The organism is Burkholderia sp. 10_S31, assembly GCF_056930375.1.
On record NZ_JBXOWK010000003.1, the window covers coordinates 2,458,959 to 2,483,221 of the forward strand.

A 24,263-nucleotide genomic window follows, 5' to 3' on the forward strand; every position below is an offset into this window, starting at 1 on the left:
CGGGCCGGCACTGCAAACACAATCAACGATACGGCGCGTCGGCAGCCTTCGCCGCAGCGATGTCCTTCTCGTAGCGATCGCCCACCGCGAGCAGCATTTCCTTCGTGAAATACAGGTCGCCGCGCTTTTCGCCGTGGTACTCGAGAATCTGCGTCTCGACGATCGAATCGACCGGGCAGCTTTCTTCGCAGAAACCGCAGAAGATGCACTTCGTCAGGTCGATGTCGTAGCGCGTCGTGCGGCGCGTATTGTCCGCGCGCGTTTCCGATTCGATCGTGATCGCCATCGCGGGGCACACGGCCTCGCAGAGCTTGCACGCGATGCAGCGCTCTTCGCCGTTTTCATAGCGGCGCAGCGCGTGCAGCCCGCGGAAGCGCGGCGAGATCGGGGTCTTCTCTTCCGGGAACTGCACGGTGAACTTGCGCCGGAACGTGTAACGACCGGTCAGCGCGAGCCCCTTCAGCAGCTCCGTCAGGAAGAAGGTCTTAAAGAAGTGTTGGATTGCCGTCATGATTTCGTCCGATCTTTACTTCACCCAGATGTTGAGCGGCGACATCATCCAGAAGCCGACCACGACCACCCAGATCACCGTGACGGGCAGGAACACCTTCCAGCCCAGACGCATGATCTGGTCGTAACGGTAGCGCGGGAACGTCGCGCGAACCCAGATGAACACCGACAGCAGTGCGAATACCTTCAGCACCAGCCAGAAGATGCCCGGAATGAACGACAGGAATTCGAACGGTGCATCCCAGCCACCGAGGAACAGCGTCGCAGCCAACGCCGAGATCACGATCATGTTGATGTACTCGGCGAGGAAGAACAGCGCGAACGCCATACCCGAGTAATCGATCATGTGACCGGCAACGATTTCCGACTCCCCTTCCACCACGTCGAACGGGTGACGGTTCGTTTCGGCGATGCCCGAGATGAAGTAGACGACGAACGCGGGCAGCAGCGGCAGCCAGTTCCACGACAGGAAGTTCACGCCGTGGCCCGCGAAGAAGCCATGCTGCTGCGAATTGACGATTTCCGACATGTTCAGGCTGCCGGCCGTCATCAGCACGAGCACCAGCGCGAAGCCCATCGAGATTTCGTACGAGACCATCTGCGCCGCGGCACGCATCGCACCGAGGAATGCGTACTTCGAGTTCGACGCCCAGCCCGCGAGGATCACCGCATACACGCCGATCGACGAGATCGCCATCGCGTACAGCAGGCCCGCGTTGATGTTCGCGAGCACGGCCTGGGCCTGGAACGGGATCACCGCCCACACGGCGAACGCCGGCACGACGGTCATGACCGGTGCGATCAGGTACAGCCAGCGGCTGGCGGCGCTCGGCTGAATGACTTCCTTCAGCAGCAGCTTCAGCACGTCGGCGATCGGCTGCAGCAGGCCGCCGGGGCCGACGCGGTTCGGGCCGAGACGCACGTGCATCCAGCCGATCAGCTTGCGCTCCCACAGAATCAGGTACGCGACGCACAGCAGGATGACGACGGAGACGACGAGGATGCGCACGATTGCCCACACCGTCGGCCACGCGACGCCGAGAAGCTGGGCGCCGCCCGCGTTGATCGTATCGAACAAGCTCATTTACGCCTTCTCCACCACCAGTTCACCGGACAGGCTGCCGAGCGCTGCGCCGGCAGGCGTTGCCGCCGACACGCGAACGACCGTCTCCGCAAGATTCGCGTCGCACACGGCCGGCAACTGCACCGCACGCTCGCCCTGGCGCACGCGCACTGCGTCGCCTTCCTTCAAGCCCAGCTTGTCGAACAGCGCGGCCGGCAGGGCTGCAGCATTCGCCACCTTCGCGGCGGCCGTCAGGTGCAGCGCACCTGCGCGGCGCACGAGTGCGTCGGCATGATAGATCGGCACGTCGGCGAGGCGCTCGAAGCTGCCGTTCGCGGCAGCGGCCGCGACGCGCGCCGGTGCGACCGACGCCTGGTTCGACAGACGGCTCGCGACGCCCGCGTCGCCGAGCGCCGCAACACGCACATCCTCAGCCGTCTCGTATTCGAAGTTCGGCAGGCCGAGCAGACTGCCGAGCACGCGCAGCACCTTCCACGCCGGGCGCGTGTCGCCCAGCGGGCGCACGACGCCGTTGAAGCTCTGCACCGAGCCTTCCGCGTTCACGTACGTACCGGCCGTTTCCGTGAACGGAGCGATCGGCAGCAATACGTCGGCGTAGTCGAGGCCGTGCTTGAACGGCGACATCACGACGACCATTTCAGCCTGGTTCAGCGCGGCAAGCGCCTGCGCCGGATCGGCCGTGTCGAATTCCGGTTCGACGTTCAGCAGCACGTAGCCCTTGCGCGGCTGCGCGAACGCCTCGCGTGCGTTCAAGCCGCCTTCGCCCGGCAGTGCGTTGACGACGTGCGCGCCGACCGTGTTCGCCGCTTCCGTCAGGAAGCCGAACGTGGCGCCGGTGTTCTCGGCGATCCACTGTGCGACGGCGTGCAACTTCGCGAATTGCGGGTGACGGACGGCCACGTTGCCGAGCAGCACCGCGCGGCGCTCGCCGTTCGCGAGCGACTGGGCGACTGCCTGGGCAGCCTGCGAAGCCGTGACGCCTGCGAGCGTGTCCGGCAGTGCGACGCCGCGCAGTTGCGCGACGGCTGCGGCCACACCGGCCAGTTCGTCGAGCCATGCCGACGGCGCGGCGACGATGCGCTGCGCGGTCGGGATCAGCGAATCGTCGGCGGTCGCGTGCAGGAAGTGCAGCTTCGCGCCGTTCTTCGCGGCCTGACGCAGGCGCGCGGCGAACAGCGGGTGGTCGCGGCGCAGGAACGAACCGACGACGAACGCGGCATTCACGTTCGACAGGTCGGCGATCGGCATGCCGAGCCACGGTGCACCCTGGACCGGCGCCGAGAAATCCTGCTGACGCAGACGGAAATCGACGTTCGGCGTCTTCAGTTCGCTGGCGAGCTGCTTCACGAGGAACAGCTCTTCAGCGGTGCTGTGCGCGCTCGCGAGCATCGCCAGCGCGTTCGCGCCGTGATCCGCGGCGATGCCCTTCAGGCCCTTCGCGACATATTCGAGTGCGGTCTGCCAGTCGGTTTCGATCCACTGGCCGCCCTGCTTCAGCATCGGCTTCGTCAGGCGCTCTTCGCTGTTCAGGCCTTCGTACGAGAAACGATCCTTGTCCGAGATCCAGCATTCGTTGATCGCTTCGTTCTCGAACGGCAGCACGCGCATCACGCGGTTGTTCTTCACCTGCACGACGAGGTTCGCGCCGACTGAATCGTGCGGGCTCACCGACTTGCGGCGCGACAGTTCCCACGTACGGGCGCTGTAACGGAACGGCTTGCTGGTCAGCGCGCCGACCGGGCACAGGTCGATCATGTTGCCCGACAGTTCGGAGTCGACCGTCTTGCCGACGAACGTCGTGATTTCCGAGTGCTCGCCACGACCCAGCATGCCGAGCTCCATCACGCCGGCGACTTCCTGGCCGAAGCGGACGCAGCGCGTGCAGTGGATGCAGCGCGACATTTCTTCCATCGAGATCAGCGGGCCCACGTTCTTGTGGAACACCACGCGCTTTTCTTCCGAGTAGCGCGACGACGACTTGCCGTAGCCGACCGCCAGATCCTGCAGCTGGCATTCGCCGCCCTGATCGCAGATCGGGCAGTCGAGCGGGTGGTTGATGAGGAGGAATTCCATCACCGACTGCTGCGCCTTCACGGCCTTGTCGGACTGTGTGCGCACGATCATGCCGGCCGACACGGGCGTCGCGCAGGCAGGCACGGCCTTCGGCATCTTCTCGACTTCGACGAGACACATCCGGCAGTTGGCCGCAACCGACAGTTTCTTGTGATAGCAGAAGTGAGGAATGTACGTATCCGCCTTGTGCGCAGCCTGGATCACCATGCTGCCTTCGGGCACCTCGACCTTCTTGCCGTCTATTTCAAGTTCAACCATGATGGTGAATGGTCCTTAACCTATTTCCGCCCGTTCGCGCCTTCGCCCGACCGTGCGCTCAAATTCCGCAACCGGTGCTTCGCTTCAGGCTGCCGCCGCGTGCGCGTGGCCGCCGACCATGCAGTGCTTGTGCTCGACGTGGTACGCGAATTCGTCCCAGTAATGCTTGAGCATCCCGCGAACCGGCATCGCCGCCGCATCGCCGAGCGCGCAGATCGTGCGGCCCATGATGTTCTCGGCAACCGAGTTCAGCAGGTCCAGATCTTCCTGGCGCCCTTCGCCGTGCTCGATACGATTCACGACGCGATACAGCCAGCCGGTGCCTTCGCGGCACGGCGTGCACTGGCCGCACGATTCCTCGTAGTAGAAGTACGACAGGCGCAGCAGCGAACGCACCATGCAGCGCGTCTCGTCCATCACGATCACCGCGCCGGAACCGAGCATCGAGCCCGCCTTCGCGATCGCGTCGTAATCGAGATCGGTCTGCATCATGATGTCGCCCGGGATCACCGGCGCCGACGAGCCGCCCGGAATCACGGCCTTGATCTTGCGACCGCCGCGCATCCCGCCGGCGAGCTCCATCAGCGTCGCGAACGGCGTGCCGAGCGGCACTTCGTAGTTGCCCGGACGCTCGACGTCGCCCGACACCGAGAAGATCTTCGTGCCGCCGTTGTTCGGCTTGCCGATCTCGAGGTAATTCTGCGGCCCGATGGTCAGCAGGAACGGCACCGCGGCGAACGTTTCGGTGTTGTTGATCGTGGTCGGCTTGCCGTACACGCCGAAGCTCGCCGGGAACGGCGGCTTGAAGCGCGGCTGGCCCTTCTTGCCTTCGAGCGACTCGAGCAGCGCCGTTTCCTCGCCGCAGATGTACGCGCCGTAACCGTGGTGCGCGTGCAGCTGGAACGAGAATTCCGAGCCCATGATGTTGTCGCCGAGGAAGCCCGCGGCACGCGCCTCATCAAGCGCAGCTTCGAAGCGTCGATACACTTCGAAGATTTCGCCGTGGATGTAGTTGTAGCCGACGGTGATGCCCATCGCGTACGCGCCGATGGCCATGCCTTCGATCAGCGCATGCGGGTTCCAGCGCAGGATGTCGCGATCCTTGAACGTGCCCGGCTCGCCTTCGTCCGAGTTGCAGACGAGGTACTTCTGCCCCGGGAACTGGCGCGGCATGAAGCTCCACTTCAGGCCGGTCGGGAAGCCCGCACCGCCACGGCCACGCAAGCCCGACGCCTTCACGTCAGCGATCACCTGCTCCGGCGGAATCTTTTCTTCGAGAATGCGGCGCAGCTGCTTGTAGCCGCCGCGCGCAACGTAATCTTCGAGATGCCAGTTCTCGCCGTTCAGACCAGCGAGGATCAGCGGTTTGATGTGACGGTCGTGGAGGGACGTCATTTCGAAAGCTCCTCAAGCAGCTGGTCGATCTTCTCGCGGCTCATGAAGCTGCACATTCTGTGATTGTTCACCAGCAGCACCGGCGCATCGCCGCACGAGCCCATGCATTCGCCTTCCTTCAGCGTGAACTTGCCGTCGGGCGTGGTCTCGCCGAAGCCGATGCCCAGCTTCTGTTTCAGGTAGTCGGCCGTCGCCTCGGCGCCGCCGTGCGGACCGAGCTGGCACGGGAGGTTCGTGCAGAGCGTGATCTTGTGCTTGCCGACCGGTTTGAGCTCGTACATCGTGTAGAACGTCGCGACTTCCTGCACGGCGACGGCCGGCATGCCGAGATAGTCCGCAACGAACTGCATCAGTTCGGGCGACAGCCAGCCGTGCTCTTCCTGAGCAACGGCCAACGCCGACATCACGGCGGACTGTTTCTGATCGGCGGGATACTTCGTCAACGCTCGATCGATTTCCTTCAGGCCTTCAGCTGAGATCATTTTCAGACACGACTCTTTCAATTCCTACCGAACGAACAACCTGCCGCACTGCTGTGCATGGACGGCAGACCTGGCGCTCACTGTTGACAGCTTGCGAAGCCGCGCCGGTTCAGCGCATACCGCATGTGACTTCGCGTGTGACTGACTGCTCGCCGCCCGCTTGCGCAGGCGGCGCAACCATTAGCGATCGATTTCGCCGAACACGATGTCCTGCGTACCGATGATCGTGACGGCGTCGGCAATCATGTGACCGCGCGCCATTTCGTCGAGCGACGCGAGGTGCGCGAAGCCCGGTGCGCGGATCTTGAGGCGATACGGCTTGTTGGCACCATCCGACACGAGATAGATACCGAATTCGCCCTTCGGATGCTCGACTGCTGCGTACGCTTCGCCTTCCGGCACGTGAAAACCTTCGGTGAAGAGCTTGAAGTGGTGAATCAAGTCTTCCATGTTGGTCTTCATGCCGACGCGCGACGGCGGCGCAACCTTGTGATTGTCGGTCATCACAGGGCCCTGATTCTTGCGGAGCCACTCAATACACTGTTTCGCGATACGGACCGACTGGCGCATTTCTTCGACGCGCACCAGATAGCGGTCGTAGCAATCGCCGTTCACGCCGACCGGCACGTCGAAATCCATGCGATCGTACACCTCGTACGGCTGCTTCTTGCGCAGGTCCCAGGCGATGCCCGAGCCGCGCAGCATCGGGCCTGTGAGGCCCATCTGCAGCGCACGTTCCGGGCTGACGACGCCGATCCCGACCAGACGCTGCTTCCAGATCCGGTTGTCGGTGAGCAGCGTTTCGTATTCGTCGACGCACTTCGGGAAGCGCGTGAAGAAGTCGTCGATGAAGTCGAGCACCGAGCCGCTGCGCGCTTCGTTCATCTTCGCGAGCGCCTTCTCGTTGCGGATCTTCGACGCCTTGTATTGCGGCATTGCGTCAGGCAGGTCGCGATAGACGCCGCCCGGACGGTAGTACGCCGCGTGCATCCGGGCACCGGACACCGCTTCGTACACGTCCATCAGGTCTTCGCGCTCGCGGAATGCATACAGGAACACCGCCATCGCACCGACGTCGAGTGCGTGCGCGCCGATCCACATCAGGTGGTTCAGCACGCGCGTGACCTCGTCGAACAGCACGCGGATGTACTGCGCGCGCTCCGGCACTTCGATGCCGAGCAGCTTTTCGATCGCGAGCACGTAGCCGTGCTCGTTGACCATCATCGACACGTAGTCGAGACGGTCCATGTACGGCACGGACTGGATGAACGTTTTGGATTCCGCGAGCTTTTCCGTCGCGCGGTGCAGCAGGCCGATGTGCGGATCGGCACGCTGGATGACTTCGCCGTCGAGCTCGAGCACGAGGCGCAGCACACCGTGCGCTGCCGGGTGCTGCGGGCCGAAGTTGAGCGTGTAGTTCTTGATTTCTGCCATGACGCCCCCTTAATGTTTCAGACCGCCATAGCGATCCTCGCGGATCACGCGCGGCGTGATTTCGCGCGGCTCGATCGTCACCGGCTGGTACACGACCCGCTTCTCTTCCGGGTCGTAACGCATTTCGACATAGCCCGACACCGGGAAGTCCTTGCGGAACGGGTGACCGATGAAGCCGTAGTCGGTGAGGATGCGGCGCAGGTCGGGGTGGCCTTCGAACACGATGCCGTACAGGTCGAACGCTTCGCGCTCGTACCAGTTTGCGGAGGTCCAGATATCGACCAGCGATGCCACGATCGGCAGGTCGTCGTCCGGCGCGAATGCGCGCAGGCGCAAGCGCCAGTTGTTCGTGACCGACAACAGGTGCGACACGGCCGCGAAACGCGGGCCGTCGTAGGCGCCGTCGCCGAAGGTCTGGTAGTCGACGCCGCACAGGTCGATCAGCTGCTCGAAACGGAGCTTCGGATCGTCTCGCAGTGTCTTTGCGACTTCGAGGTAATCGCTCGCCTTCACGACGAGCGTCAGTTCACCGATCGCTTCGGTGAGGCTCACCACGCGCGCGCCGAGCGCGGCTTCGAGGTTTGCCTTGAGGGTCTCGATTTTGCTTGCCATATTGAGGGGACGCTCGGGGCTTTATTGACGGGCGATGGTGTTGGTGCGGCGGATCTTCGCCTGAAGCTGGATCACGCCGTAGACCAGCGCCTCGGCCGTGGGCGGACAGCCCGGCACGTAGACGTCGACCGGCACGATCCGGTCGCAGCCGCGGACCACCGAGTACGAGTAGTGGTAGTAGCCACCACCATTCGCGCACGACCCCATCGAGATCACCCAGCGCGGCTCGGCCATCTGGTCGTACACGCGGCGCAGCGCGGGCGCCATCTTGTTGCACAGCGTGCCGGCGACGATCATCACGTCCGACTGACGCGGGCTCGGGCGGAACACGACCCCGAACCGGTCCAGGTCATAGCGGGCCGCGCCCGCATGCATCATCTCGACGGCGCAACACGCGAGCCCGAACGTCATCGGCCACAGCGAGCCGGTACGCGTCCAGTTGATCAGCTTGTCAGCCGTCGTGGTGACAAACCCTTCCTTCAAGACCCCTTCGATACTCATTTGCTTTCCACTCCAGACGAGCGACCGAGCGTGGCCGCCCATGCAAACCGGCGATTAACCCATCACTCCCAGTCGAGGCCGCCTTTCTTCCAGATATAGGCAAAGCCCAACAGGAATTCGAGCAGAAAAATCATCATTGCGATGAAACCCGGCCAGCCGATGTCGCGGAGCGCGACGCCCCACGGAAACAGGAATGCGGTTTCGAGATCGAAGATGATGAACAGGATGGCGACGAGGTAGTACCGGACGTCGAATTTCATCCGGGCGTCTTCAAAGGCTTCGAAGCCACACTCGTACGGTGCGTTCTTCTCGACGTCCGGCTTGTTGGGACCAAGGAGCTTGCCGATGCTGACCAGCGCTATACCTAAACCAGTGCCCACGAGGAGGAACAACAAGACGGGGTAATAGGCTGCGAGGTTCAAGGCAATCCTCTATCGGTTGGTTCTGAGCGTCCGGAGAATACCACTTCCGGCGGAAGGAATCATTTCGGAGTGCCTGCGATCCCAAGACAATCGCAAGACACACCCCACAAATGAAAAATGCCAGCCACTAGAAGCGGCTGGCATTGAGTAACTTTGGTGCCGACGGCGAGACTCGAACTCGCACAGCTTTCGCCACTACCCCCTCAAGATAGCGTGTCTACCAATTTCACCACGTCGGCACTGCATGCAACTCGGGTTGTACTGCTTGTTTCCCGCGAATCGCTTCAAGAATTAAATTCTAACCCGAGTTCCAGATTTGTTCAACGCACAAACGCAAAAATTTTAACTTTTTATTTCGGGACGTCCTGGCCCGGCGCGCTCGCAGCCGAACCCGCGGCAGCGGACGCCGCGACGGCCGGCGCCGACGCTGCGGGCGCCGATGCCGGCGCGGTCGCTGCCGCGCCGAGCACACCTGCCGACGGCGTCGACTTGTACGAACCGAGGTACGTCAGCGCGAGCGTCGCGACGAAGAAAATCGTCGCGAGAATGCCCGTCGTGCGCGACAGGAAGTTCGCGGAGCCCGTCGCGCCGAACAGGCTGCCCGACGCGCCGCTGCCGAATGCGGCGCCCATGTCGGCACCCTTGCCGTGCTGCAGCAGCACGAGCCCGATCACACCAAGTGCAGACAGCACCTGCACGACAATAATCAGCGTCTTGAATAACAGCATCACACCCACCCGATTGGATCAGGCGATCCGGACCGACCGGCCGCCATCATGGTTCAATTCGATCCCGGACCGCTCAACGTGCGGCCCGGCAGATCGCCAGGAAATCTTCCGCCTTCAGCGACGCGCCGCCGATCAGGCCGCCATCGATGTCCGGCTGCGCGAACAGCTCTTCCGCGTTGTCCGGCTTCACGCTGCCGCCGTACAGCACCGATACGTTCTCCGCCCCCTTAGACGCGAGACGCGCACGCAGGAACGCGTGCACATCCTGCGCCTGCGCCGACGTCGCGCTCTTGCCCGTGCCGATCGCCCAGACCGGCTCGTACGCGACGACGATGCGTGCCGCTTCGTCAGCCGTCAGCACGGCCAGCACGGCGTCGAGCTGCGCACCGACCACCCGCTCGGTCGAGCCCGCTTCGCGCTCGTCGAGCGTCTCGCCGACGCACACGACGGGCGTGAGGCCAGCCGCGAGCGCGCGTTGCGCCTTCGCAGCGACGGTCTCGTTGCGCTCGCCGTGATATGCGCGACGCTCCGAGTGACCGACGATCGCATAGTGCGCGCCGAATTCCGCCACCATCGCGGCCGCGACTTCGCCGGTGAACGCGCCCTGCTCGTGCGCGGACACGTCCTGCGCGCCGAACGCGACACGGCTGCCGCCGAGCTGCGCCTGAACCTGCGCGAGGTACGGGAACGGCACGCACACGCCGATCGACGTTTCAGCCGCCACCGCGCCCGCGCCCTGCACCACTTCGTTCAGCAACGCCTGGTTGCCGGCCAGCCGGCCGTGCATCTTCCAGTTGCCGATCACTCGCTTTGTTCGTTGTTTCGACATCGTGTCTGTCTCGTCACTATCTTGTCATTGACGCACCGAAAACCGGCCGTCAGGTTGGATCTGGCGAAGCAAACCCGCGATTTTACTGCGCGCGGCTTGAACCGGTCAAACCGCGCATGTCAAGCCCGGCCGCACGGACCGTCAGGCGGTCGTACCCCAATCGAGCACGATCTTGCCGATGTGCTCGCCGCTTTCCATCAGCGCATGTGCCTGAGCGGCGTCGCCGGCCGGCAGCACGCGGTAGATGACAGGCTTGATGCGGCCGTCCGCGAGCAGCGGCCACACGCGCGCCTTCAGCTGCGCGGCGATGCGCGCCTTGAACTCGACCGGACGCGGACGCAGCGTCGAGCCTGTCACCGTCAGCCTGCGGCGCAGGATCTCGTTCAGGTTGACCTCGGCCTTCGCGCCGCCGAGCAGCGCGATCAGCACGAGACGGCCGCCATCCGCCAGGGCGGACAGTTCGCGCGGCACGTACGAGCCCGCAACCATGTCGAGGATCACGTCGACACCGCGATCGTGCGTCAGCGACTTGACGACCTCGACGAAGTCCTCGGTCTTGTAGTTGATTGCACGCTCGGCACCAAGTGCCTCGCATGCGCGGCATTTGTCGGCACTCCCTGCCGTCGCGAACACGCGAAAACCGAGCGCGTGAGCGATCTGAATCGCCGTCACGCCGATCCCGCTCGAGCCACCCTGCACGAGCAGCGTTTCCTGCTCGCCACCCTCGCCCGCGCCGAGCAACGCACGGTCAAACACGTTACTCCATACGGTGAAGAACGTTTCGGGCAACGACGCAGCTTCGATGTCGGTCAGCCCATCGGGCACCGGCAGGCATTGCGGCAGCGGCGCGACTGCATATTCCGCGTAGCCGCCGCCCGCGAGCAAGGCGCAGACGCGATCGCCGAGTTTCAGGCCGAACGGGTTAAGCGCGGCATCCGACAGGTCGCCGCCGACGATCTCGCCCGCGACCTCGAGGCCCGGCAGATCGGAAGCGCCCGGCGGCGGCGCATACGCGCCCTTGCGCTGGAAGACGTCCGGCCGGTTCACGCCGGAAGCCGCCACCTTGATCAGCACTTCGCCGCGCTTCGGCTCGGGGCGCGGACGCTCCGCGAGCTTCAGCACGTCGGGGGCGCCGAATTCGGTGATTTCGATGGCTTTCATGGTGGTCGCTCCAGGATCGGAATCGGGGGGCGCACCCGTGTGCGACACGGGTGCCTCGCCGGCGCTGCTGCGCCGCACAACGATGCTACAGAAAAAACGGCCGGCGCGCTTTCGCACTGCCGGCCGTTCTCACACCTGCCCGCTTACTGCTGCGGCGGCGTATCCGACTGCGACGCCGCCGCTGCTTCATTCAGCAACGCCTTCGCCGACAGACGCACGCGACCCTTTTCGTCCGTCTGGATGACCTTGACCTTCACTTGCTGGCCTTCCTTCAGGTAGTCGTTGATGTCCTTCACACGCTCGTTGACGATTTCCGAGATATGCAGCAGGCCGTCCTTGCCCGGCAGCAGGTTCACGATCGCGCCGAAATCGAGCAGCTTGAGCACCGTGCCTTCGTACACCTGGCCGACTTCGATCTCGGCCGTGATTTGCTCGATGCGCTTCTTCGCTTCGGCCATGCCTTCGCTGTTCGTGCTCGCGATCGTCACGACGCCGTCATCCGAGATGTCGATGGTCGTGCCGGTTTCTTCCGTCAGCCCGCGGATCACCGAACCGCCCTTGCCGATCACGTCGCGGATCTTTTCCGGGTTGATCTTGATCGTGATCATGCGCGGCGCGAATTCCGACAGTTGCGTGTTCGCACCCGAGACCGCCGACGTCATCTTGCCGAGGATGTGCATGCGGCCTTCCTTCGCCTGCGCGAGCGCCACCTGCATGATTTCCTTCGTGATGCCCTGGATCTTGATGTCCATCTGCAGCGCCGTCACGCCTTGCTCGGTGCCGGCCACCTTGAAGTCCATATCGCCGAGGTGATCTTCGTCGCCGAGGATGTCCGTCAGCACCGCGAACTTGTTGCCTTCGAGGATCAGGCCCATCGCGATACCCGCGACATGCGCCTTCATCGGCACGCCGGCGTCCATCAGCGCGAGGCAGCCGCCGCAGACCGATGCCATCGACGACGAACCGTTCGATTCGGTGATTTCCGACACGACGCGGATCGAGTAGCCGAATTCGTCGGCGCTCGGCAGGCACTTGACCAGCGCACGCTTCGCGAGACGGCCGTGGCCGATTTCGCGACGCTTCGGCGAGCCGACGCGGCCCGTTTCGCCGGTCGCGAACGGGGGCATGTTGTAGTGGAGCATGAAGCGCTCGCGATATTCGCCTTCGAGCGCGTCGATGATCTGCTCGTCACCCTTCGTGCCGAGCGTCGCGACGACGAGCGCCTGCGTTTCGCCGCGCGTGAACAGCGCCGAACCGTGGGTGCGCGGCAGCACGCCGGTGCGGATCTCGATCGGACGCACGGTGCGCGTGTCGCGACCGTCGATGCGCGGCTCGCCGTTCAGGATCTGCGAACGGACGATCTTCGCTTCGATGTCGAACAGGACGTTGCCGACGGTAGCCTTGTCGGCCGCGACCGTGCCGGCCGCCAGCGCGTCTTCCTCGAGCTTCGCCGAGGTCGCCGCGTAGACTTCCTTCAGCTTCGTCGAACGCGCTTGCTTGTCGCGCAACTGGTAAGCCGCGAGCAGGTCGCCGTGCGCCAGTTCCGTCACGCGCGCGATCAGCGCCTCGTTCTTCGGTGCCGGCTGCCAGTCCCACTCGGGCTTGCCGCCTTCGCGCACGAGTTCGTGGATCGCGTCGATCGCCGTCTGCATCTGCTCGTGGCCGAACACGACCGCGCCCAGCATCACGTCTTCCGGCAGTTGGTCGGCTTCCGATTCGACCATCAGCACCGCGCGTTCCGTACCGGCGACGACGAGGTCGAGGCTCGATGCCTTGATCTGGTCACGCGTCGGGTTCAGCACGTACGCGTTGTCGATGTATGCAACGCGCGCGGCACCGACCGGGCCGTTGAACGGCAGGCCCGACACGGCGAGCGCGGCCGACGCACCGATCAGCGCGGGGATGTCCGCCGGGATTTCCGGGTTCACGGACAGCACGTGGATCACGACCTGCACTTCGTTGTAGAAGCCTTCCGGGAACAGCGGACGCAGCGGACGGTCGATCAGGCGCGACGTCAGCGTCTCGTGTTCCGACGGACGGCCTTCGCGGCGGAAGAAGCCGCCCGGGATCTTGCCGGCCGAGTAAGTCTTCTCGAGGTAGTCGACGGTCAGCGGGAAGAAATCCTGGCCCGGCTTCGCCGACTTCGCGCCGACGACGGTTGCCAGCACGACGGTGTCTTCCACGTCGACGATCACGGCACCGCTCGCCTGACGGGCGACTTCACCGGTTTCGAGGCGCACCTTGTGCTGGCCCCACTGGAATTCCTTCACGACCTTGTTGAACATGGACATGGTTGCTCCTTTGAATTCATTCATTTCATTCGCCGTACGGGCCATCCCGCGCGGCGGCGTCCCGACCGAATCACCCGGAGCAAGGTGTGTTTTTTATGCCATTCCAGCGCGGCGCTCGTCGAGCGGCGCGCTGGAATGACACAAATCCCGACCCCGGCATCAGCCGTTCCGGCAGCCGGCATCCACGTGCCGGACAACCTGCGGTGCGCGTGACGCTACGCACCGCGCAAAAACAAAATGCCTGCATCAGCGGACTGACACAGGCATCTTGCTGGCGGCAATCGCCTCGATTACTTACGCAGACCCAGCTTCTCGATCAGCGCGCGGTAACGGTCGGCATCCTTGCCCTTGAGGTAGTCGAGCAGCTTGCGGCGGCGGCTCACCATGCGCAGCAGGCCGCGGCGGCTGTGGTGATCCTTCGCGTGGGTCTTGAAGTGACCCGTCAGTTCGACGATACGTGCGGTCAGCAGTGCGACCTGAACTTCGGGCGAACCCGTGTCGTTGGTGCCGCGGGCGAACTGAGCAACGACTTCCGACTTCTTGATATCTGCAACAGACATGTGATTTCCTTGGTTTCCTACTTGCTAACTGTACACAGGCGGACACGGAAGAAAGGCCGTGCCGTGACTTACAACCGGCCGGCATTGTAGCACAACTGCACGCCGTTCCTACCGCCTCCTGTCACGGGCGCGTCATCGAGCACGTCGACGGCATCTGCGTGCGCTGCGCGGGCACCGCGAGGACCGTCCGGAAGCCGTAGCCGGAGCCCTCGTTGTCGAAGCGCACGCCGGGCGTGCCGACCTTGTCCATTTCCATCACGTAAAGGGGCTGGATCAACTGGTGATCCTGCGCGCGCATGGTCGACGCGTGAAAGCCGTCGTCGAACGACAGCCCCTCCAGCGCGCGCGCCACCGCAACGGGGTCAGTCGAGCCGGCTCGGGTCATCGCCGCCGCGAGCATCTCGACCATCAAGCTCATGCGCCGCACCGGATAGTCGTCCTGGGCCGCGGGAAAACGGGTTCGGAACGCGCGGTAGAACGCGTCCGACTTCGCGCCGCCCGCGTTAGGATGCCAGTCCGCGACGGCGATCACCCGCCCGACGCCCGCGTCGCCGAGCGCGGCCGGCGCGCCGAGGCTGTTGCCGTAGAACGTATAGAACTTCGCGTTCAGTCCCTGCTCGCGCGCCGCCTTCACGAGCAGCGTGAGATCGTTGCCCCAGTTGCCGGTCACGATAGCGTCCGCGCCGCTCGCCCGGATCTTCGCGACGTACGGCGAGAAATCCTTGATGCGACCGATCGGGTGGAATTCGTCGCCGGCGATCTTCACGTCGGGGCGCCGTTCGGCCAGCGCCTGCCGCGCGAGCGTGCTGACGTCGTGGCCGAAGCTGTAGTCCTGGTTCAGCAAGTAGACCTTGCGCAGCGCGCGATCGCGCGCCATCACGTCCGCCAGCGCCGCCATGCGCATCCCCGCGTGCGCGTCGAAGCGGAAATGCCAGAAGCTGCAGCGCGCGCCCGTCAGCGCCGGATCGTCGGCCGAATAGTTGAGGAACAGCATCCGGCCGTCCGGATTGCGCGCGTTCAGCTTGTCGAGCGCCGCGACGAGCGCGGCCGCGACGGCCGAGCTGTTGCCCTGCGTGACGAAGCCGATACGCCGGTCCGCCGCCGCGCGCAACTGCACGAGCGCCTCTTCCGGGCTACCCTTGCTGTCGAGCACGACGAGTTCGAGTGGATGTGCGCCGTCGCGCAGCTTCACGCCGCCCGCCGCATTGACCTGTTCGACGCCGAAGCGCAGGTTGCGCTCGACCGCCGCGCCCGCATTCGCGAACGGGCCCGACATTCCCTCGATCAGCGCGATCCGCACCGGCTCGCCTGCCGCGAACGCGGACGACGCCAGCATCCACCCGGCGCTCAATGCGAGCGCGCACCGTTTCCACAGTTGCATCGGCTACCTGCCCTTCAATCTGCCCGAGAAGCGCGGATCATAGGCCGCGCTTGCGGCCGGCCGCAAGCGCGGCGCGACACCGCGCCCCGACGGCGCACTGCCGGCGATCCGTACCGATTTTTTCGGCACGATGCGCCGGCGCACGCCGTCCGTGATACAACTGAACGGTTAGAGAGTTCTGGAGAATCCCATGCGCATTTGCATTCCCGTGCGCCTGCCGGTGCTGGCCGCCTGTGCGGCAGCGCTGCTCGCCGGCTGCGCGCAACCGTGGCAGCAATACCAGGCCGGCCAGGATGAGTCGGCGATCGTCGCGCGCATGGGCCCGCCGCGCGAGATCTACGACCTGCCCGGCGGCGGCAAGCGCCTGATGTGGCCGACCCAGCCGATGGGTGAGATCACCGTCGCGGCCGACGTCGACGCGGCCCACCGGATCGTCAACGTGCGCCAGGTGCTGCAGCCGAGCGAGTTCTATCGCGCGGAAATCGGCAAGTGGACCAAGACCGACGTACTCGTCAATTTCGGCCGCCCGGTCGAGACGTCCTACTTCCCGCTGATGAAGCGCGAGGTGTGGACCTACCGCTACCTCGAGGACAACGTCTGGTACATGATGTACAGCTTCTACTTCGACCCGCAGGGCATCCTGCGCACCACGCAGAAAACGCCCGATCCGCTGCACGATCCCGACCGCCGCAACCTGTTCTGACCGATTACGCATTTACGCGCAATTTCCACAATGGCCATTCACGAATTATTGCGTGAATGGCCATTTCATTTTTCTGCTATCGAATTAATTCTAAAAATCAGCGGAAATCTTTTCCGAGAGACGATACTTCGGACCAGTACAACGACCCGAAACCCCGTACGTGTAGTACATGTCATGCCTTGCATTGGTGCAGCCGATGCACCGCCCCGGTTTAATTTGAAACAATTTGTTTCGGCACATCCAAAGCGCTAGGGCATACCCCTAATATCGGTCGAAATCGAACCTTTCAATCTAGAAAGCATGTAATTACGCTATTCCGTTCGATATTCGTTTGACCTGATCAGAAAGGAGTCCTTATGAACCGCCCCAAGAGCATGCTGGTTGCCAACATTGCCTGGGCCCGCGAGACGCACGAACACACGCCCGGCTTCTTCGACGCGCTTGCGCGCGGTCAGAATCCTCGCGTGCTGTGGATCGGCTGCGCCGACAGCCGGGTGCCGGCCGAAACCATCACGCACTGCGCGCCCGGCGAGCTGTTCGTCCATCGCAACATCGCGAACCTGTTCCATCCCGACGACGACAATTCCGCCAGCGTGCTCGAGTACGCCGTGCGCGTGCTCGAAGTCGACCACGTGATCGTGTGCGGCCACTACGGGTGCGGCGGCGTGCGCGCGTCGCTGCTGCCGCCGCCCGCCGACCTGCCGCACGTCGCACGCCGGATCTCACCGCTCTGCGCGCTCGCGCGGCGCCATCGCGACACGCTCGACGGGCTCGGCGAGACGGCCGCCGCCGACCGTCTCGCCGAGCTGAACGTGCTCGAGCAAGTGCGGCTGCTACGCGCTTCTCCAATCGTGCGCAATCGTGAGCGGCCGCCGCTCGTGCACGGCTGGATCTTTTCCCTTGCCGACGGTCGCCTGCAGGAACTCGACTCCGGCTACACGGCACCGCGGGCCGAAGCCGAACCGGAGCATGCCGCCACGGCCGCTGCACTCGGCTAACCCGCGCCCTACCCCAACGCCCACGAAATCACCCCAAAACATGAAACTGAACGAGCGCCTGTCCACCCTGCCGCGCGACATCGTCGCCGGCATCGTCGTTTTCCTCGTCGCGCTACCGCTATGTCTCGGCATCGCCAACGCATCCGGCGTCGAGCCGTTCGCCGGGCTCGTATCCGGCATCATCGGCGGCCTCGTCGTCGCGCTACTGAGCGGCTCGTCGCTGTCGGTCAGCGGGCCGGCCGCCGGCCTCGTCGTGATCGTCGTCGAAGGAATCGCGCAACTCGGCAGCTTCTCCGCGTTCCTGCTCGCGGTGCTGCTGTCCGGCGTGCTGCAGTTCGGCTTCGGCATGCTGCGCGCCGGCCGCTTCGCCGCCTACGTACCGTCGCCCGTCATCAAGGGCATGCTCGCCGCGATCGGCCTGCTGCTGATCGTGAAGCAGATTCCGTTCGCATTCGGCATCGGCGGCACGGCGGCGCAATCGTTTGCATCATGGCCTGGCCTGCCGACCGCCTGGGCAGCCACGGCCATCGCGCTCGTCTCGCTCGCGCTGCTGATCGCCTGGGACACGCCGGCCCTCAAGCGCTTTACCTGGGTGCGCTCGGTGCCCGCGCCGCTCGCGGTCGTCGTGTTCGGCATCGGCGCTACGCTGGTGCTCGGCGTCGTCATGCCGTCGGTCGCGCCCGGCGCCGCGCATCGCGTCACGTTGCCCGAGCTCGAATCGTTCGCGGCGCTCGCGGCATCGCTGAAGCACGCCGAGCTCGGCCCGAACTTCGCGCAGCTCGTCAACCCGGACGTGTGGCGTGTCGCGATCACGCTCGCGGTCGTCGCGAGCCTCGAGACGCTGCTGAGCCTGGAGGCGGTCGAACAGATCGATCCGAAGCGCCGGCCGACCCAGCCGGACCGCGAGCTGAAGGCACAGGGCGTCGGCAATCTCGTCGCGGGCGCGTTCGGTGGGCTGCCGATCACGTCGGTGATCGTGCGCAGTTCGGTCAACGTGAACGCAGGGGCGCAAAGCCGGATGTCGGCGATCGTGCACGGGATCCTGCTGCTCGCCAGCGTGTTCGCACTCACCGGGCTGATCAACCTGATCCCGCTCGCGAGCCTCGCGGCGATCCTGATCCACACCGGCTTCAAGCTCGCGAAACCGGCCCTGTTCCGCTCGGTGCTGAAGCAGGGCCCGGCCGCGTTCGTGCCGTTCGCCGCGACGATCGCGGGCGTGCTGGCGGTCGACCTGCTGTTCGGCATCGCGCTCGGCCTCGCATGCAGCGTGCTGGCGGTCGCGGTGGCGAACCTGAAGAGCCCCGTCACGCTCGCGCAGCACGACGATCACTTCCTGCTGTCGTTCCGCAAGGATGTGTCGTTCCTCGGCAAGGTGCAGGTCAAGCATCACCTGCGGCACATTCCGGACCGTGCGGCCGTGATCATCGACGCGACGCGCGCCGACTACATCGACCACGACGTGCTCGAACTGCTCGATGCATTCGTCGCTGATGCGCCGCGGCGCGGGATCGCGGTCGAATTCCGCCGCCGCAGCCCGGCGTCCCGCCCGGCCGCGCGACGCTGGCTGTTCCGCGCGCCGGCCGCCGAATGAGCGGCGCATGAAAAAACGCCCCGTGCGGCACGCGGCCGCGCGGGGCGTTTCGGGCGCTCGACGCGCAGCGCTTACGAGCGCTGCGGGTTGAGCTTGTCGTCCTTCGAGTGCAGCTTGTTCAGCGCGGCGATATACGCCTTGGCCGACGCCGCGACGATGTCCGGATCGGTGCCGACGCCGTTCACGATCCGCCCGCTCTTCGACAGTCGCACCGTCACTTCGCCCTGTGCCTGCGTGCCGGTCGTGATCGCGTTCACCGAGTACAGCAGCAGCTCGGAACCGCTGCCGACTTCGCTCTCGATCGCATTGAACGTCGCATCGACCGGACCGTTGCCGCGCGCCTCGCCGGTCACTTCCTTGCCTTCGACCCCGAACACGACCTTCGCCTGCGGCTGCTCGCCGGTTTCCGAGTGCTGCGACAGCGACACGAACTTGAAGTGTTCCTGCTCCTGCGCGAATGCCGACTCTTCGGAGACGATCGCGATGATGTCTTCGTCGAAGATCTCGGCCTTGCGGTCGGCAAGGTCCTTGAAGCGCATGAACGCGGCGTTCAGTTCGGCTTCGCTGTCGAGCGACACGCCGAGCTCCTGCAGGCGCTGCTTGAACGCATTGCGGCCCGACAGCTTGCCGAGCACGATCTTGTTCGCGGTCCAGCCCACATCTTCCGCGCGCATGATTTCGTACGTGTCGCGCGCCTTCAGCACGCCGTCCTGGTGGATGCCCGACGCGTGCGCGAATGCGTTCGCGCCGACCACGGCCTTGTTCGGCTGCACGACGAAACCGGTGATCTGCGACACGAGCTTCGACGTCGGCACGATCTGCGTCGTGTCGATGCCGACGTCGAGGCCGAAGTAGTCCTTGCGGGTCTTCACGGCCATCACGATTTCCTCGAGCGACGTGTTGCCCGCGCGCTCGCCGAGACCGTTGATCGTGCATTCGACCTGCCGCGCACCGCCGATCTTCACGCCGGCAAGCGAGTTCGCCACCGCCATCCCGAGGTCGTTGTGGCAATGCACGGAGAAGATCGCCTTGTCCGAGTTCGGGATGCGCTCGCGCAGCGTCTTCACGAGGTGGCCGTAGAGTTCCGGCACGCCGTAGCCGACCGTATCGGCGATGTTGATCGTCGTCGCGCCTTCCGCGATCACGGCTTCCAGCACGCGGCACAGGAAGTCGAGATCCGAACGGCTGCCGTCTTCCGGCGAGAATTCGACGTTGTCGGTGAACTTGCGCGCGAAGCGCACCGCGAGGCGCGCCTGCTCGAACACCTGGTCCGGCGTCATCCGCAGCTTCTTCTCCATGTGCAGCGGCGACGTCGCGATGAACGTGTGGATCCGCGAGCTGTTGGCCGGCTTCAGCGCGTCGGCCGCGCGCTGGATGTCCTTGTCGTTGGCGCGCGCCAGCGAACAGATCGTGCTGTCCTTCACGAGACCTGCGATCGTGTGGATCGCATCGAAGTCGCCGTTCGAACTGGCCGCGAAGCCGGCCTCGATCACGTCGACCTTCATCCGCTCGAGATGTTTCGCGATGCGGATTTTCTCTTCCTTCGTCATCGACGCGCCGGGCGATTGTTCACCGTCACGCAACGTCGTATCGAAAATGATCAGCTTGTCTGTCATGGGGGGCTCCAGGGCTCTTTATACGGAAATCAAATGCATTGAGATCGCGCCACCGCTGGCGACGCTCAACAACAGACGAGGCTTGACGGAGGGCGAGAACGGTCAGCGCGGCAGGCGCGCCAAAGCTAGCGCGCGTAGCGGCGCACCGGCTAGAAGGAGGGAGAGGCGGGAAAATGCAGTCATGCCGAAGACTATAGCGGCATTCCGCTGGGTGTGCAATCGGACGGCACCCGGGATGCCCGGCCGTGCGATGCGAAAAAGGGGCAAATGGAAACGGCGGCCCGGAATCACATCCGAGGCCGCCGTTTCCGGGCAGGTTGCGCGTCAGTGATCGCGCTGCGACGAGCGCGCGGGATTCGCGCGCCCGCGCACGGCCATGTAGGCCCAGAACACATAGCCGGACAGCCCGTACAGCACGAACAGGCAGAACAGCATCAGCGGCGGATCGGACGACACGAGCACGAACGCGACGACGACCAGCAGGATCGCGGCGAACGGCACGCGGTGCCGCACGTCGAGCGCCTTGCCACTGTAGAACGGCGCGTTCGACACCATCGTCACGCCCGCGTAGATCGTCAATGCGAACGCGACCCAAGGCAGCCAGCCGAGCTTCATCGGCACGCGGTTGTCGGTCGCGAGCCAGACGAAACCGGCGATCAGCGCGGCGGCGGCCGGGCTCGGCAGCCCCTGGAAGAAGCGCTTGTCGACGACGCCGATGTTCGTGTTGAAGCGTGCGAGGCGCAGCGCGGCACCCGAGCAGTAGACGAACGCGGCGAGCCAGCCCCAGCGGCCGAGATCCTTCAGCACCCACTCGTACATCACGAGCGCGGGGGCGACGCCGAACGACACCATGTCCGACAGGCTGTCGAACTGTTCACCGAACGCGCTTTGCGTATGCGTCATCCGCGCGACGCGCCCGTCCATCCCGTCGAGCACCATCGCGACGAAGATCGCGATCGCGGCGATCTCGAAGCGCACGTTCATCGCCTGCACGACCGCGAAGAAACCGCAGAACAGCGCGGCGGTCGTGAACGCGTTCGGCAGCAGATAGATGCCGCGCGTCTTCAGGAACCGCTGGCGCGCGGCGCGGCGGCTTTCGATGGGCACCGGATCGGATGCCATCACCTTGTTGCGGCGGAACGGGCGTGGCGTCTGGCTGGAGCCGTTGCGCCGGCGCGGTTTGAATGCGGCCATCGTGCGTTCCGCCGCTTACTGTTCGAGCTCGGCGAGGATCGTCGACGACGCGTAGACCTTCTCGCCGATCGACACCTTCGCGCGGCTGCCGAGCGGCAGGTACACGTCGACGCGCGAACCAAAGCGGATGAAACCGTAGCGCTGGCCACGCGACAGCGGCTCGCCGGCGCGCACGTAGCAGAGGATCCGGCGGGCGACGAGACCGGCGATCTGCACGGCGGTGACGGTATTGCCGCTCGCCGTCTGGATCACGACCGCATTGCGCTCGTTCTCGGTCGATGCCTTGTCGATCGCCGCGTTCAGGAATGCACCCGGGAAGTACTCGACCTTGGAGATCGCGCCATCGACCGGCGAACGCTGCGAATGGACGTTGAAGACATTCATGAACACGCTGATCTTCAGCGCTTCGCGGTTCGCGTACGGATCCTGCGTGGTCTCCACCGCGACGATGCGGCCGTCCGCCGGACACAGCACCGCGTTCGGCTGCGCCGGGATCGGGCGCTGCGGATCGCGGAAGAACTGGACGACGAAGGCGAGCAGCAGCCAGAACGGCCACGCGAAGCCGAAGCCCCCGATGGCGTGGATCAACAGCGCGATGATGGCTGCAATCGCGATGAACGGCCAGCCTTCGCGCGCGATGATCGGATGAGGATAGTTCATGGATTCGTTCTGTGTTCGGTGAATTGCAAAGCCCGTAGGATAGCAAAAGCCGCCCGGGGCACTACTGCCTTCGGGCGGCTTTTTGATACCGACCCTCCTCTCGAAGGGCCGGAACAGCACGCGGTGCTTAGTTCTTCGTCTGGTCGACGAGCTTGTTCTTCGCGATCCACGGCATCATCGCACGCAGCTTCGCGCCGACCTGCTCGATCTGGTGCTCGGCCGTCAGGCGGCGGCGCGACTGCAGCGTCGGGGCGCCTGCCTTGTTCTCGAGAATGAAGCTCTTTGCGTACTCGCCCGTCTGGATGTCGGTCAGGCACTGCTTCATCGCCTTCTTCGTCTCTTCCGTGACGACGCGCGGGCCCGTCACGTACTCGCCGTACTCGGCGTTGTTCGAGATCGAGTAGTTCATGTTCGCGATGCCGCCTTCATAGATCAGGTCGACGATCAGCTTGAGCTCGTGCAGGCACTCGAAGTACGCCATTTCCGGCGCGTAGCCGGCTTCGACCAGCGTCTCGAAACCTGCCTTGATCAGCTCGACGGTACCGCCGCACAGCACGGCCTGCTCGCCGAACAGGTCGGTTTCGGTCTCTTCACGGAAGTTCGTCTCGATGATGCCGGCACGGCCGCCGCCGTTCGCTGCCGCGTACGACAGCGCGATGTCGCGTGCCGCGCCCGACTTGTTCTGCGCAACCGCGATCAGGTGCGGCACGCCGCCACCCTGCGAGTACGTGCCGCGCACGGTGTGGCCCGGTGCCTTCGGCGCGATCATGATCACGTCGAGGTCGGCGCGCGGGATCACCTGGCCGTAGTGGACATTGAAGCCGTGTGCGAATGCCAGTGCCGCGCCCTGCTTGATGTTCGCGTGCACTTCCTTCGCGTACACGTCGGCGATCTGCTCGTCCGGCAGCAGCATCATGACGACGTCCGCGCCCTTCACCGCTTCCGCGACTTCCTTGACCGACAGGCCTGCGTTTTCGGCCTTGCTCCACGACGCGCCGTCCTTGCGAAGGCCGACCGTCACGTTCACGCCGCTCTCTTTCAGGTTCAGTGCGTGTGCATGGCCTTGCGAGCCGTAGCCGATGATCGTGACTTGCTTGCCCTTGATGAGGGAGAGGTCAGCGTCTTTGTCGTAGAAAACGTTCATGATGGTTCCTTCGCTAATTCAAAAATTCAACAATTCGTTCAGATGGAGTACTGCGGGCCGGGACATGACGGCGCACCCGGCGTGCCTGTCTGGCATCACACCTTCAGGATGCGCTCGCCGCGTCCGATGCCGGAGCTGCCGGTACGCACGGTCTCTAGGATCGCGCTGGCGTCCAGCCCCTGGATGAATGCGTCGAGCTTGTCGCTCGCGCCCGTCAATTCGATCGTGTAGGTCTTTTCGGTCACGTCGATGATGCGGCCGCGGAAAATGTCCGACATCCGCTTCATTTCTTCGCGCTCCTTGCCCACTGCACGTACCTTGATCAGCATCAGCTCGCGTTCGATGTGTGCACCGTCGGTCAGGTCCACCACTTTCACCACCTCGATCAGGCGGTTCAGATGCTTCGTGATCTGTTCGATCACGTCGTCCGAGCCAATGGAAACGATGGTCAGCCGCGACAGCGATTGGTCTTCGGTCGGCGCCACCGTCAAGGTTTCGATGTTGTAGCCGCGTGCGGAAAACAGACCGACCACGCGCGACAGCGCGCCCGGTTCGTTTTCCAGCAGGACGGAAATGATGTGTCTCATGTTCGCTTCTTCCAGAATGTGTCCGTGTCGATTCACTCGCGCCGCGCGC

The 24,263-nt window shown here is 64.5% G+C and carries 23 protein-coding genes and 1 tRNA gene; 3 read left to right on the forward strand and 21 right to left on the reverse strand.

Translation table 11 applies throughout. The features are described from left to right. Positions 1-22: 22 nt before the first annotated feature. The 16 genes from nuoI to AC1Z3W_RS31635 form a co-directional block, all read right to left on the reverse strand. Positions 23-511 (reverse strand): NADH-quinone oxidoreductase subunit NuoI, encoded by a 489-nt coding sequence (gene nuoI, locus AC1Z3W_RS31560; protein WP_011885529.1) that lies wholly within the window; start codon positions 509-511, stop codon positions 23-25. A gap of 15 nt (positions 512-526) precedes the next feature. Continuing rightward, the gene (gene nuoH / locus AC1Z3W_RS31565) at positions 527-1,594 is read right to left on the reverse strand and encodes an NADH-quinone oxidoreductase subunit NuoH (RefSeq protein ID WP_057929208.1); all 1,068 of its coding nucleotides are present in this window, start codon (positions 1,592-1,594) and stop codon (positions 527-529) included. Further along, positions 1,595-3,925 (reverse strand): NADH-quinone oxidoreductase subunit NuoG, encoded by a 2,331-nt coding sequence (gene nuoG / locus AC1Z3W_RS31570; RefSeq protein ID WP_483509278.1) that lies wholly within the window; start codon positions 3,923-3,925, stop codon positions 1,595-1,597. A gap of 84 nt (positions 3,926-4,009) precedes the next feature. Then, positions 4,010-5,320: an NADH-quinone oxidoreductase subunit NuoF gene (gene nuoF / locus AC1Z3W_RS31575; RefSeq protein WP_057929210.1), complete on the reverse strand. Its 1,311-nt coding sequence runs from the start codon at positions 5,318-5,320 to the stop codon at positions 4,010-4,012. After that, on the reverse strand, positions 5,317-5,802 hold the full coding sequence (gene nuoE / locus AC1Z3W_RS31580) for an NADH-quinone oxidoreductase subunit NuoE (RefSeq protein WP_006478266.1): 486 nt from the start codon (positions 5,800-5,802) through the stop codon (positions 5,317-5,319). Before nuoE ends, nuoF begins: the two co-directional genes overlap by 4 nt. 180 nt (positions 5,803-5,982) lie before the next feature. Further along, on the reverse strand, positions 5,983-7,236 hold the full coding sequence (locus AC1Z3W_RS31585) for an NADH-quinone oxidoreductase subunit D (protein ID WP_057929211.1): 1,254 nt from the start codon (positions 7,234-7,236) through the stop codon (positions 5,983-5,985). A gap of 9 nt (positions 7,237-7,245) precedes the next feature. After that, positions 7,246-7,848 carry an NADH-quinone oxidoreductase subunit C gene (locus AC1Z3W_RS31590; RefSeq protein WP_006478264.1) on the reverse strand — a complete coding sequence of 201 codons (603 nt, stop codon included), beginning with the start codon at positions 7,846-7,848 and terminating at the stop codon, positions 7,246-7,248. 21 nt (positions 7,849-7,869) lie between these two features. Further along, the gene (locus tag AC1Z3W_RS31595; protein WP_006398799.1) at positions 7,870-8,349 is read right to left on the reverse strand and encodes a NuoB/complex I 20 kDa subunit family protein; all 480 of its coding nucleotides are present in this window, start codon (positions 8,347-8,349) and stop codon (positions 7,870-7,872) included. 62 nt (positions 8,350-8,411) lie between these two features. Then, positions 8,412-8,771, reverse strand: coding sequence for an NADH-quinone oxidoreductase subunit A (locus AC1Z3W_RS31600; RefSeq protein WP_006398798.1), 360 nt, complete (start codon positions 8,769-8,771; stop codon positions 8,412-8,414). A 154-nt stretch (positions 8,772-8,925) separates the two neighbouring features. Then, a tRNA-Leu gene (locus AC1Z3W_RS31605) sits at positions 8,926-9,010 on the reverse strand. 111 nt (positions 9,011-9,121) lie between these two features. Beyond that, a complete protein-coding gene (gene secG / locus AC1Z3W_RS31610; protein ID WP_047898610.1) occupies positions 9,122-9,499 on the reverse strand; it encodes a preprotein translocase subunit SecG in 378 nt (125 codons plus the stop codon). 73 nt (positions 9,500-9,572) lie between these two features. Continuing rightward, the gene (gene tpiA / locus AC1Z3W_RS31615; RefSeq protein WP_483509279.1) at positions 9,573-10,328 is read right to left on the reverse strand and encodes a triose-phosphate isomerase; all 756 of its coding nucleotides are present in this window, start codon (positions 10,326-10,328) and stop codon (positions 9,573-9,575) included. A 141-nt stretch (positions 10,329-10,469) separates the two neighbouring features. Continuing rightward, positions 10,470-11,489, reverse strand: a complete 1,020-nt coding sequence (locus AC1Z3W_RS31620; RefSeq protein WP_057929213.1) for an NAD(P)H-quinone oxidoreductase — start codon at positions 11,487-11,489, stop codon at positions 10,470-10,472. A gap of 143 nt (positions 11,490-11,632) precedes the next feature. Further along, positions 11,633-13,780 (reverse strand): polyribonucleotide nucleotidyltransferase, encoded by a 2,148-nt coding sequence (gene pnp / locus AC1Z3W_RS31625; RefSeq protein ID WP_057929214.1) that lies wholly within the window; start codon positions 13,778-13,780, stop codon positions 11,633-11,635. A 290-nt stretch (positions 13,781-14,070) separates the two neighbouring features. Next, positions 14,071-14,340, reverse strand: a complete 270-nt coding sequence (gene rpsO, locus AC1Z3W_RS31630; protein ID WP_006398792.1) for a 30S ribosomal protein S15 — start codon at positions 14,338-14,340, stop codon at positions 14,071-14,073. 121 nt (positions 14,341-14,461) lie between these two features. Next, complete coding sequence (locus AC1Z3W_RS31635; protein WP_057929215.1) at positions 14,462-15,721, reverse strand: branched-chain amino acid ABC transporter substrate-binding protein; 1,260 nt, start codon at positions 15,719-15,721, stop codon at positions 14,462-14,464. 190 nt (positions 15,722-15,911) lie between these two features. On the opposite strand from AC1Z3W_RS31635, the gene AC1Z3W_RS31640 reads away from it, so the two are divergent. The 3 genes from AC1Z3W_RS31640 (at position 15,912) to AC1Z3W_RS31650 (ending at position 19,013) form a co-directional block, all read left to right on the forward strand. Further along, positions 15,912-16,424 (forward strand): hypothetical protein, encoded by a 513-nt coding sequence (locus AC1Z3W_RS31640; protein WP_057929216.1) that lies wholly within the window; start codon positions 15,912-15,914, stop codon positions 16,422-16,424. 356 nt (positions 16,425-16,780) lie between these two features. Beyond that, positions 16,781-17,422 carry a carbonic anhydrase gene (locus AC1Z3W_RS31645; RefSeq protein WP_057929217.1) on the forward strand — a complete coding sequence of 214 codons (642 nt, stop codon included), beginning with the start codon at positions 16,781-16,783 and terminating at the stop codon, positions 17,420-17,422. A gap of 40 nt (positions 17,423-17,462) precedes the next feature. After that, entirely contained in the window at positions 17,463-19,013 is a 1,551-nt protein-coding gene (locus AC1Z3W_RS31650) for a SulP family inorganic anion transporter (RefSeq protein WP_057929218.1), read from the forward strand. 71 nt (positions 19,014-19,084) lie between these two features. On the opposite strand, the gene AC1Z3W_RS31655 is transcribed toward AC1Z3W_RS31650, so the two are convergent. The 5 genes from AC1Z3W_RS31655 to ilvN all read right to left on the reverse strand — a co-directional run bounded on the left by AC1Z3W_RS31655 (position 19,085) and on the right by ilvN (position 24,214). After that, on the reverse strand, positions 19,085-20,629 hold the full coding sequence (locus tag AC1Z3W_RS31655; protein ID WP_057929219.1) for a 2-isopropylmalate synthase: 1,545 nt from the start codon (positions 20,627-20,629) through the stop codon (positions 19,085-19,087). Between the two features lie 324 nt (positions 20,630-20,953). Continuing rightward, the gene (gene pssA / locus AC1Z3W_RS31660) at positions 20,954-21,823 is read right to left on the reverse strand and encodes a CDP-diacylglycerol--serine O-phosphatidyltransferase (RefSeq protein WP_057929220.1); all 870 of its coding nucleotides are present in this window, start codon (positions 21,821-21,823) and stop codon (positions 20,954-20,956) included. A gap of 15 nt (positions 21,824-21,838) precedes the next feature. Beyond that, positions 21,839-22,483 carry a phosphatidylserine decarboxylase gene (locus tag AC1Z3W_RS31665; protein WP_483509280.1) on the reverse strand — a complete coding sequence of 215 codons (645 nt, stop codon included), beginning with the start codon at positions 22,481-22,483 and terminating at the stop codon, positions 21,839-21,841. 127 nt (positions 22,484-22,610) lie between these two features. Beyond that, complete coding sequence (gene ilvC, locus AC1Z3W_RS31670; RefSeq protein WP_034190794.1) at positions 22,611-23,627, reverse strand: ketol-acid reductoisomerase; 1,017 nt, start codon at positions 23,625-23,627, stop codon at positions 22,611-22,613. 95 nt (positions 23,628-23,722) lie between these two features. Next, positions 23,723-24,214: an acetolactate synthase small subunit gene (gene ilvN / locus AC1Z3W_RS31675; RefSeq protein ID WP_006750445.1), complete on the reverse strand. Its 492-nt coding sequence runs from the start codon at positions 24,212-24,214 to the stop codon at positions 23,723-23,725. Positions 24,215-24,263: the final 49 nt, after the last annotated feature.

What these genes read in the sequence shown, in the direction of transcription:
- AC1Z3W_RS31645 (WP_057929217.1), top strand. Translation starts at nt 16,781, where the DNA reads ATGAACCGCCCCAAGAGCATGCTGGTTGCCAACATTGCCTGGGCCCGC.
- AC1Z3W_RS31650 (WP_057929218.1), top strand. Translation starts at nt 17,463, where the DNA reads ATGAAACTGAACGAGCGCCTGTCCACCCTGCCGCGCGACATCGTCGCC.
- ilvC (WP_034190794.1), bottom strand. Translation starts at nt 23,627, where the DNA reads ATGAACGTTTTCTACGACAAAGACGCTGACCTCTCCCTCATCAAGGGC.
- secG (WP_047898610.1), bottom strand. Translation starts at nt 9,499, where the DNA reads ATGCTGTTATTCAAGACGCTGATTATTGTCGTGCAGGTGCTGTCTGCA.
- pnp (WP_057929214.1), bottom strand. Translation starts at nt 13,780, where the DNA reads ATGTCCATGTTCAACAAGGTCGTGAAGGAATTCCAGTGGGGCCAGCAC.
- pssA (WP_057929220.1), bottom strand. Translation starts at nt 21,823, where the DNA reads ATGGCCGCATTCAAACCGCGCCGGCGCAACGGCTCCAGCCAGACGCCA.
- rpsO (WP_006398792.1), bottom strand. Translation starts at nt 14,340, where the DNA reads ATGTCTGTTGCAGATATCAAGAAGTCGGAAGTCGTTGCTCAGTTCGCC.
- nuoE (WP_006478266.1), bottom strand. Translation starts at nt 5,802, where the DNA reads ATGATCTCAGCTGAAGGCCTGAAGGAAATCGATCGAGCGTTGACGAAG.
- ilvN (WP_006750445.1), bottom strand. Translation starts at nt 24,214, where the DNA reads ATGAGACACATCATTTCCGTCCTGCTGGAAAACGAACCGGGCGCGCTG.
- nuoH (WP_057929208.1), bottom strand. Translation starts at nt 1,594, where the DNA reads ATGAGCTTGTTCGATACGATCAACGCGGGCGGCGCCCAGCTTCTCGGC.
- AC1Z3W_RS31635 (WP_057929215.1), bottom strand. Translation starts at nt 15,721, where the DNA reads ATGCAACTGTGGAAACGGTGCGCGCTCGCATTGAGCGCCGGGTGGATG.
- AC1Z3W_RS31665 (WP_483509280.1), bottom strand. Translation starts at nt 22,483, where the DNA reads ATGAACTATCCTCATCCGATCATCGCGCGCGAAGGCTGGCCGTTCATC.
- AC1Z3W_RS31620 (WP_057929213.1), bottom strand. Translation starts at nt 11,489, where the DNA reads ATGAAAGCCATCGAAATCACCGAATTCGGCGCCCCCGACGTGCTGAAG.
- AC1Z3W_RS31655 (WP_057929219.1), bottom strand. Translation starts at nt 20,629, where the DNA reads ATGACAGACAAGCTGATCATTTTCGATACGACGTTGCGTGACGGTGAA.
- nuoI (WP_011885529.1), bottom strand. Translation starts at nt 511, where the DNA reads ATGACGGCAATCCAACACTTCTTTAAGACCTTCTTCCTGACGGAGCTG.
- nuoG (WP_483509278.1), bottom strand. Translation starts at nt 3,925, where the DNA reads ATGGTTGAACTTGAAATAGACGGCAAGAAGGTCGAGGTGCCCGAAGGC.
- nuoF (WP_057929210.1), bottom strand. Translation starts at nt 5,320, where the DNA reads ATGACGTCCCTCCACGACCGTCACATCAAACCGCTGATCCTCGCTGGT.
- AC1Z3W_RS31640 (WP_057929216.1), top strand. Translation starts at nt 15,912, where the DNA reads ATGCGCATTTGCATTCCCGTGCGCCTGCCGGTGCTGGCCGCCTGTGCG.
- AC1Z3W_RS31595 (WP_006398799.1), bottom strand. Translation starts at nt 8,349, where the DNA reads ATGAGTATCGAAGGGGTCTTGAAGGAAGGGTTTGTCACCACGACGGCT.
- tpiA (WP_483509279.1), bottom strand. Translation starts at nt 10,328, where the DNA reads ATGTCGAAACAACGAACAAAGCGAGTGATCGGCAACTGGAAGATGCAC.
- AC1Z3W_RS31585 (WP_057929211.1), bottom strand. Translation starts at nt 7,236, where the DNA reads ATGGCAGAAATCAAGAACTACACGCTCAACTTCGGCCCGCAGCACCCG.
- AC1Z3W_RS31590 (WP_006478264.1), bottom strand. Translation starts at nt 7,848, where the DNA reads ATGGCAAGCAAAATCGAGACCCTCAAGGCAAACCTCGAAGCCGCGCTC.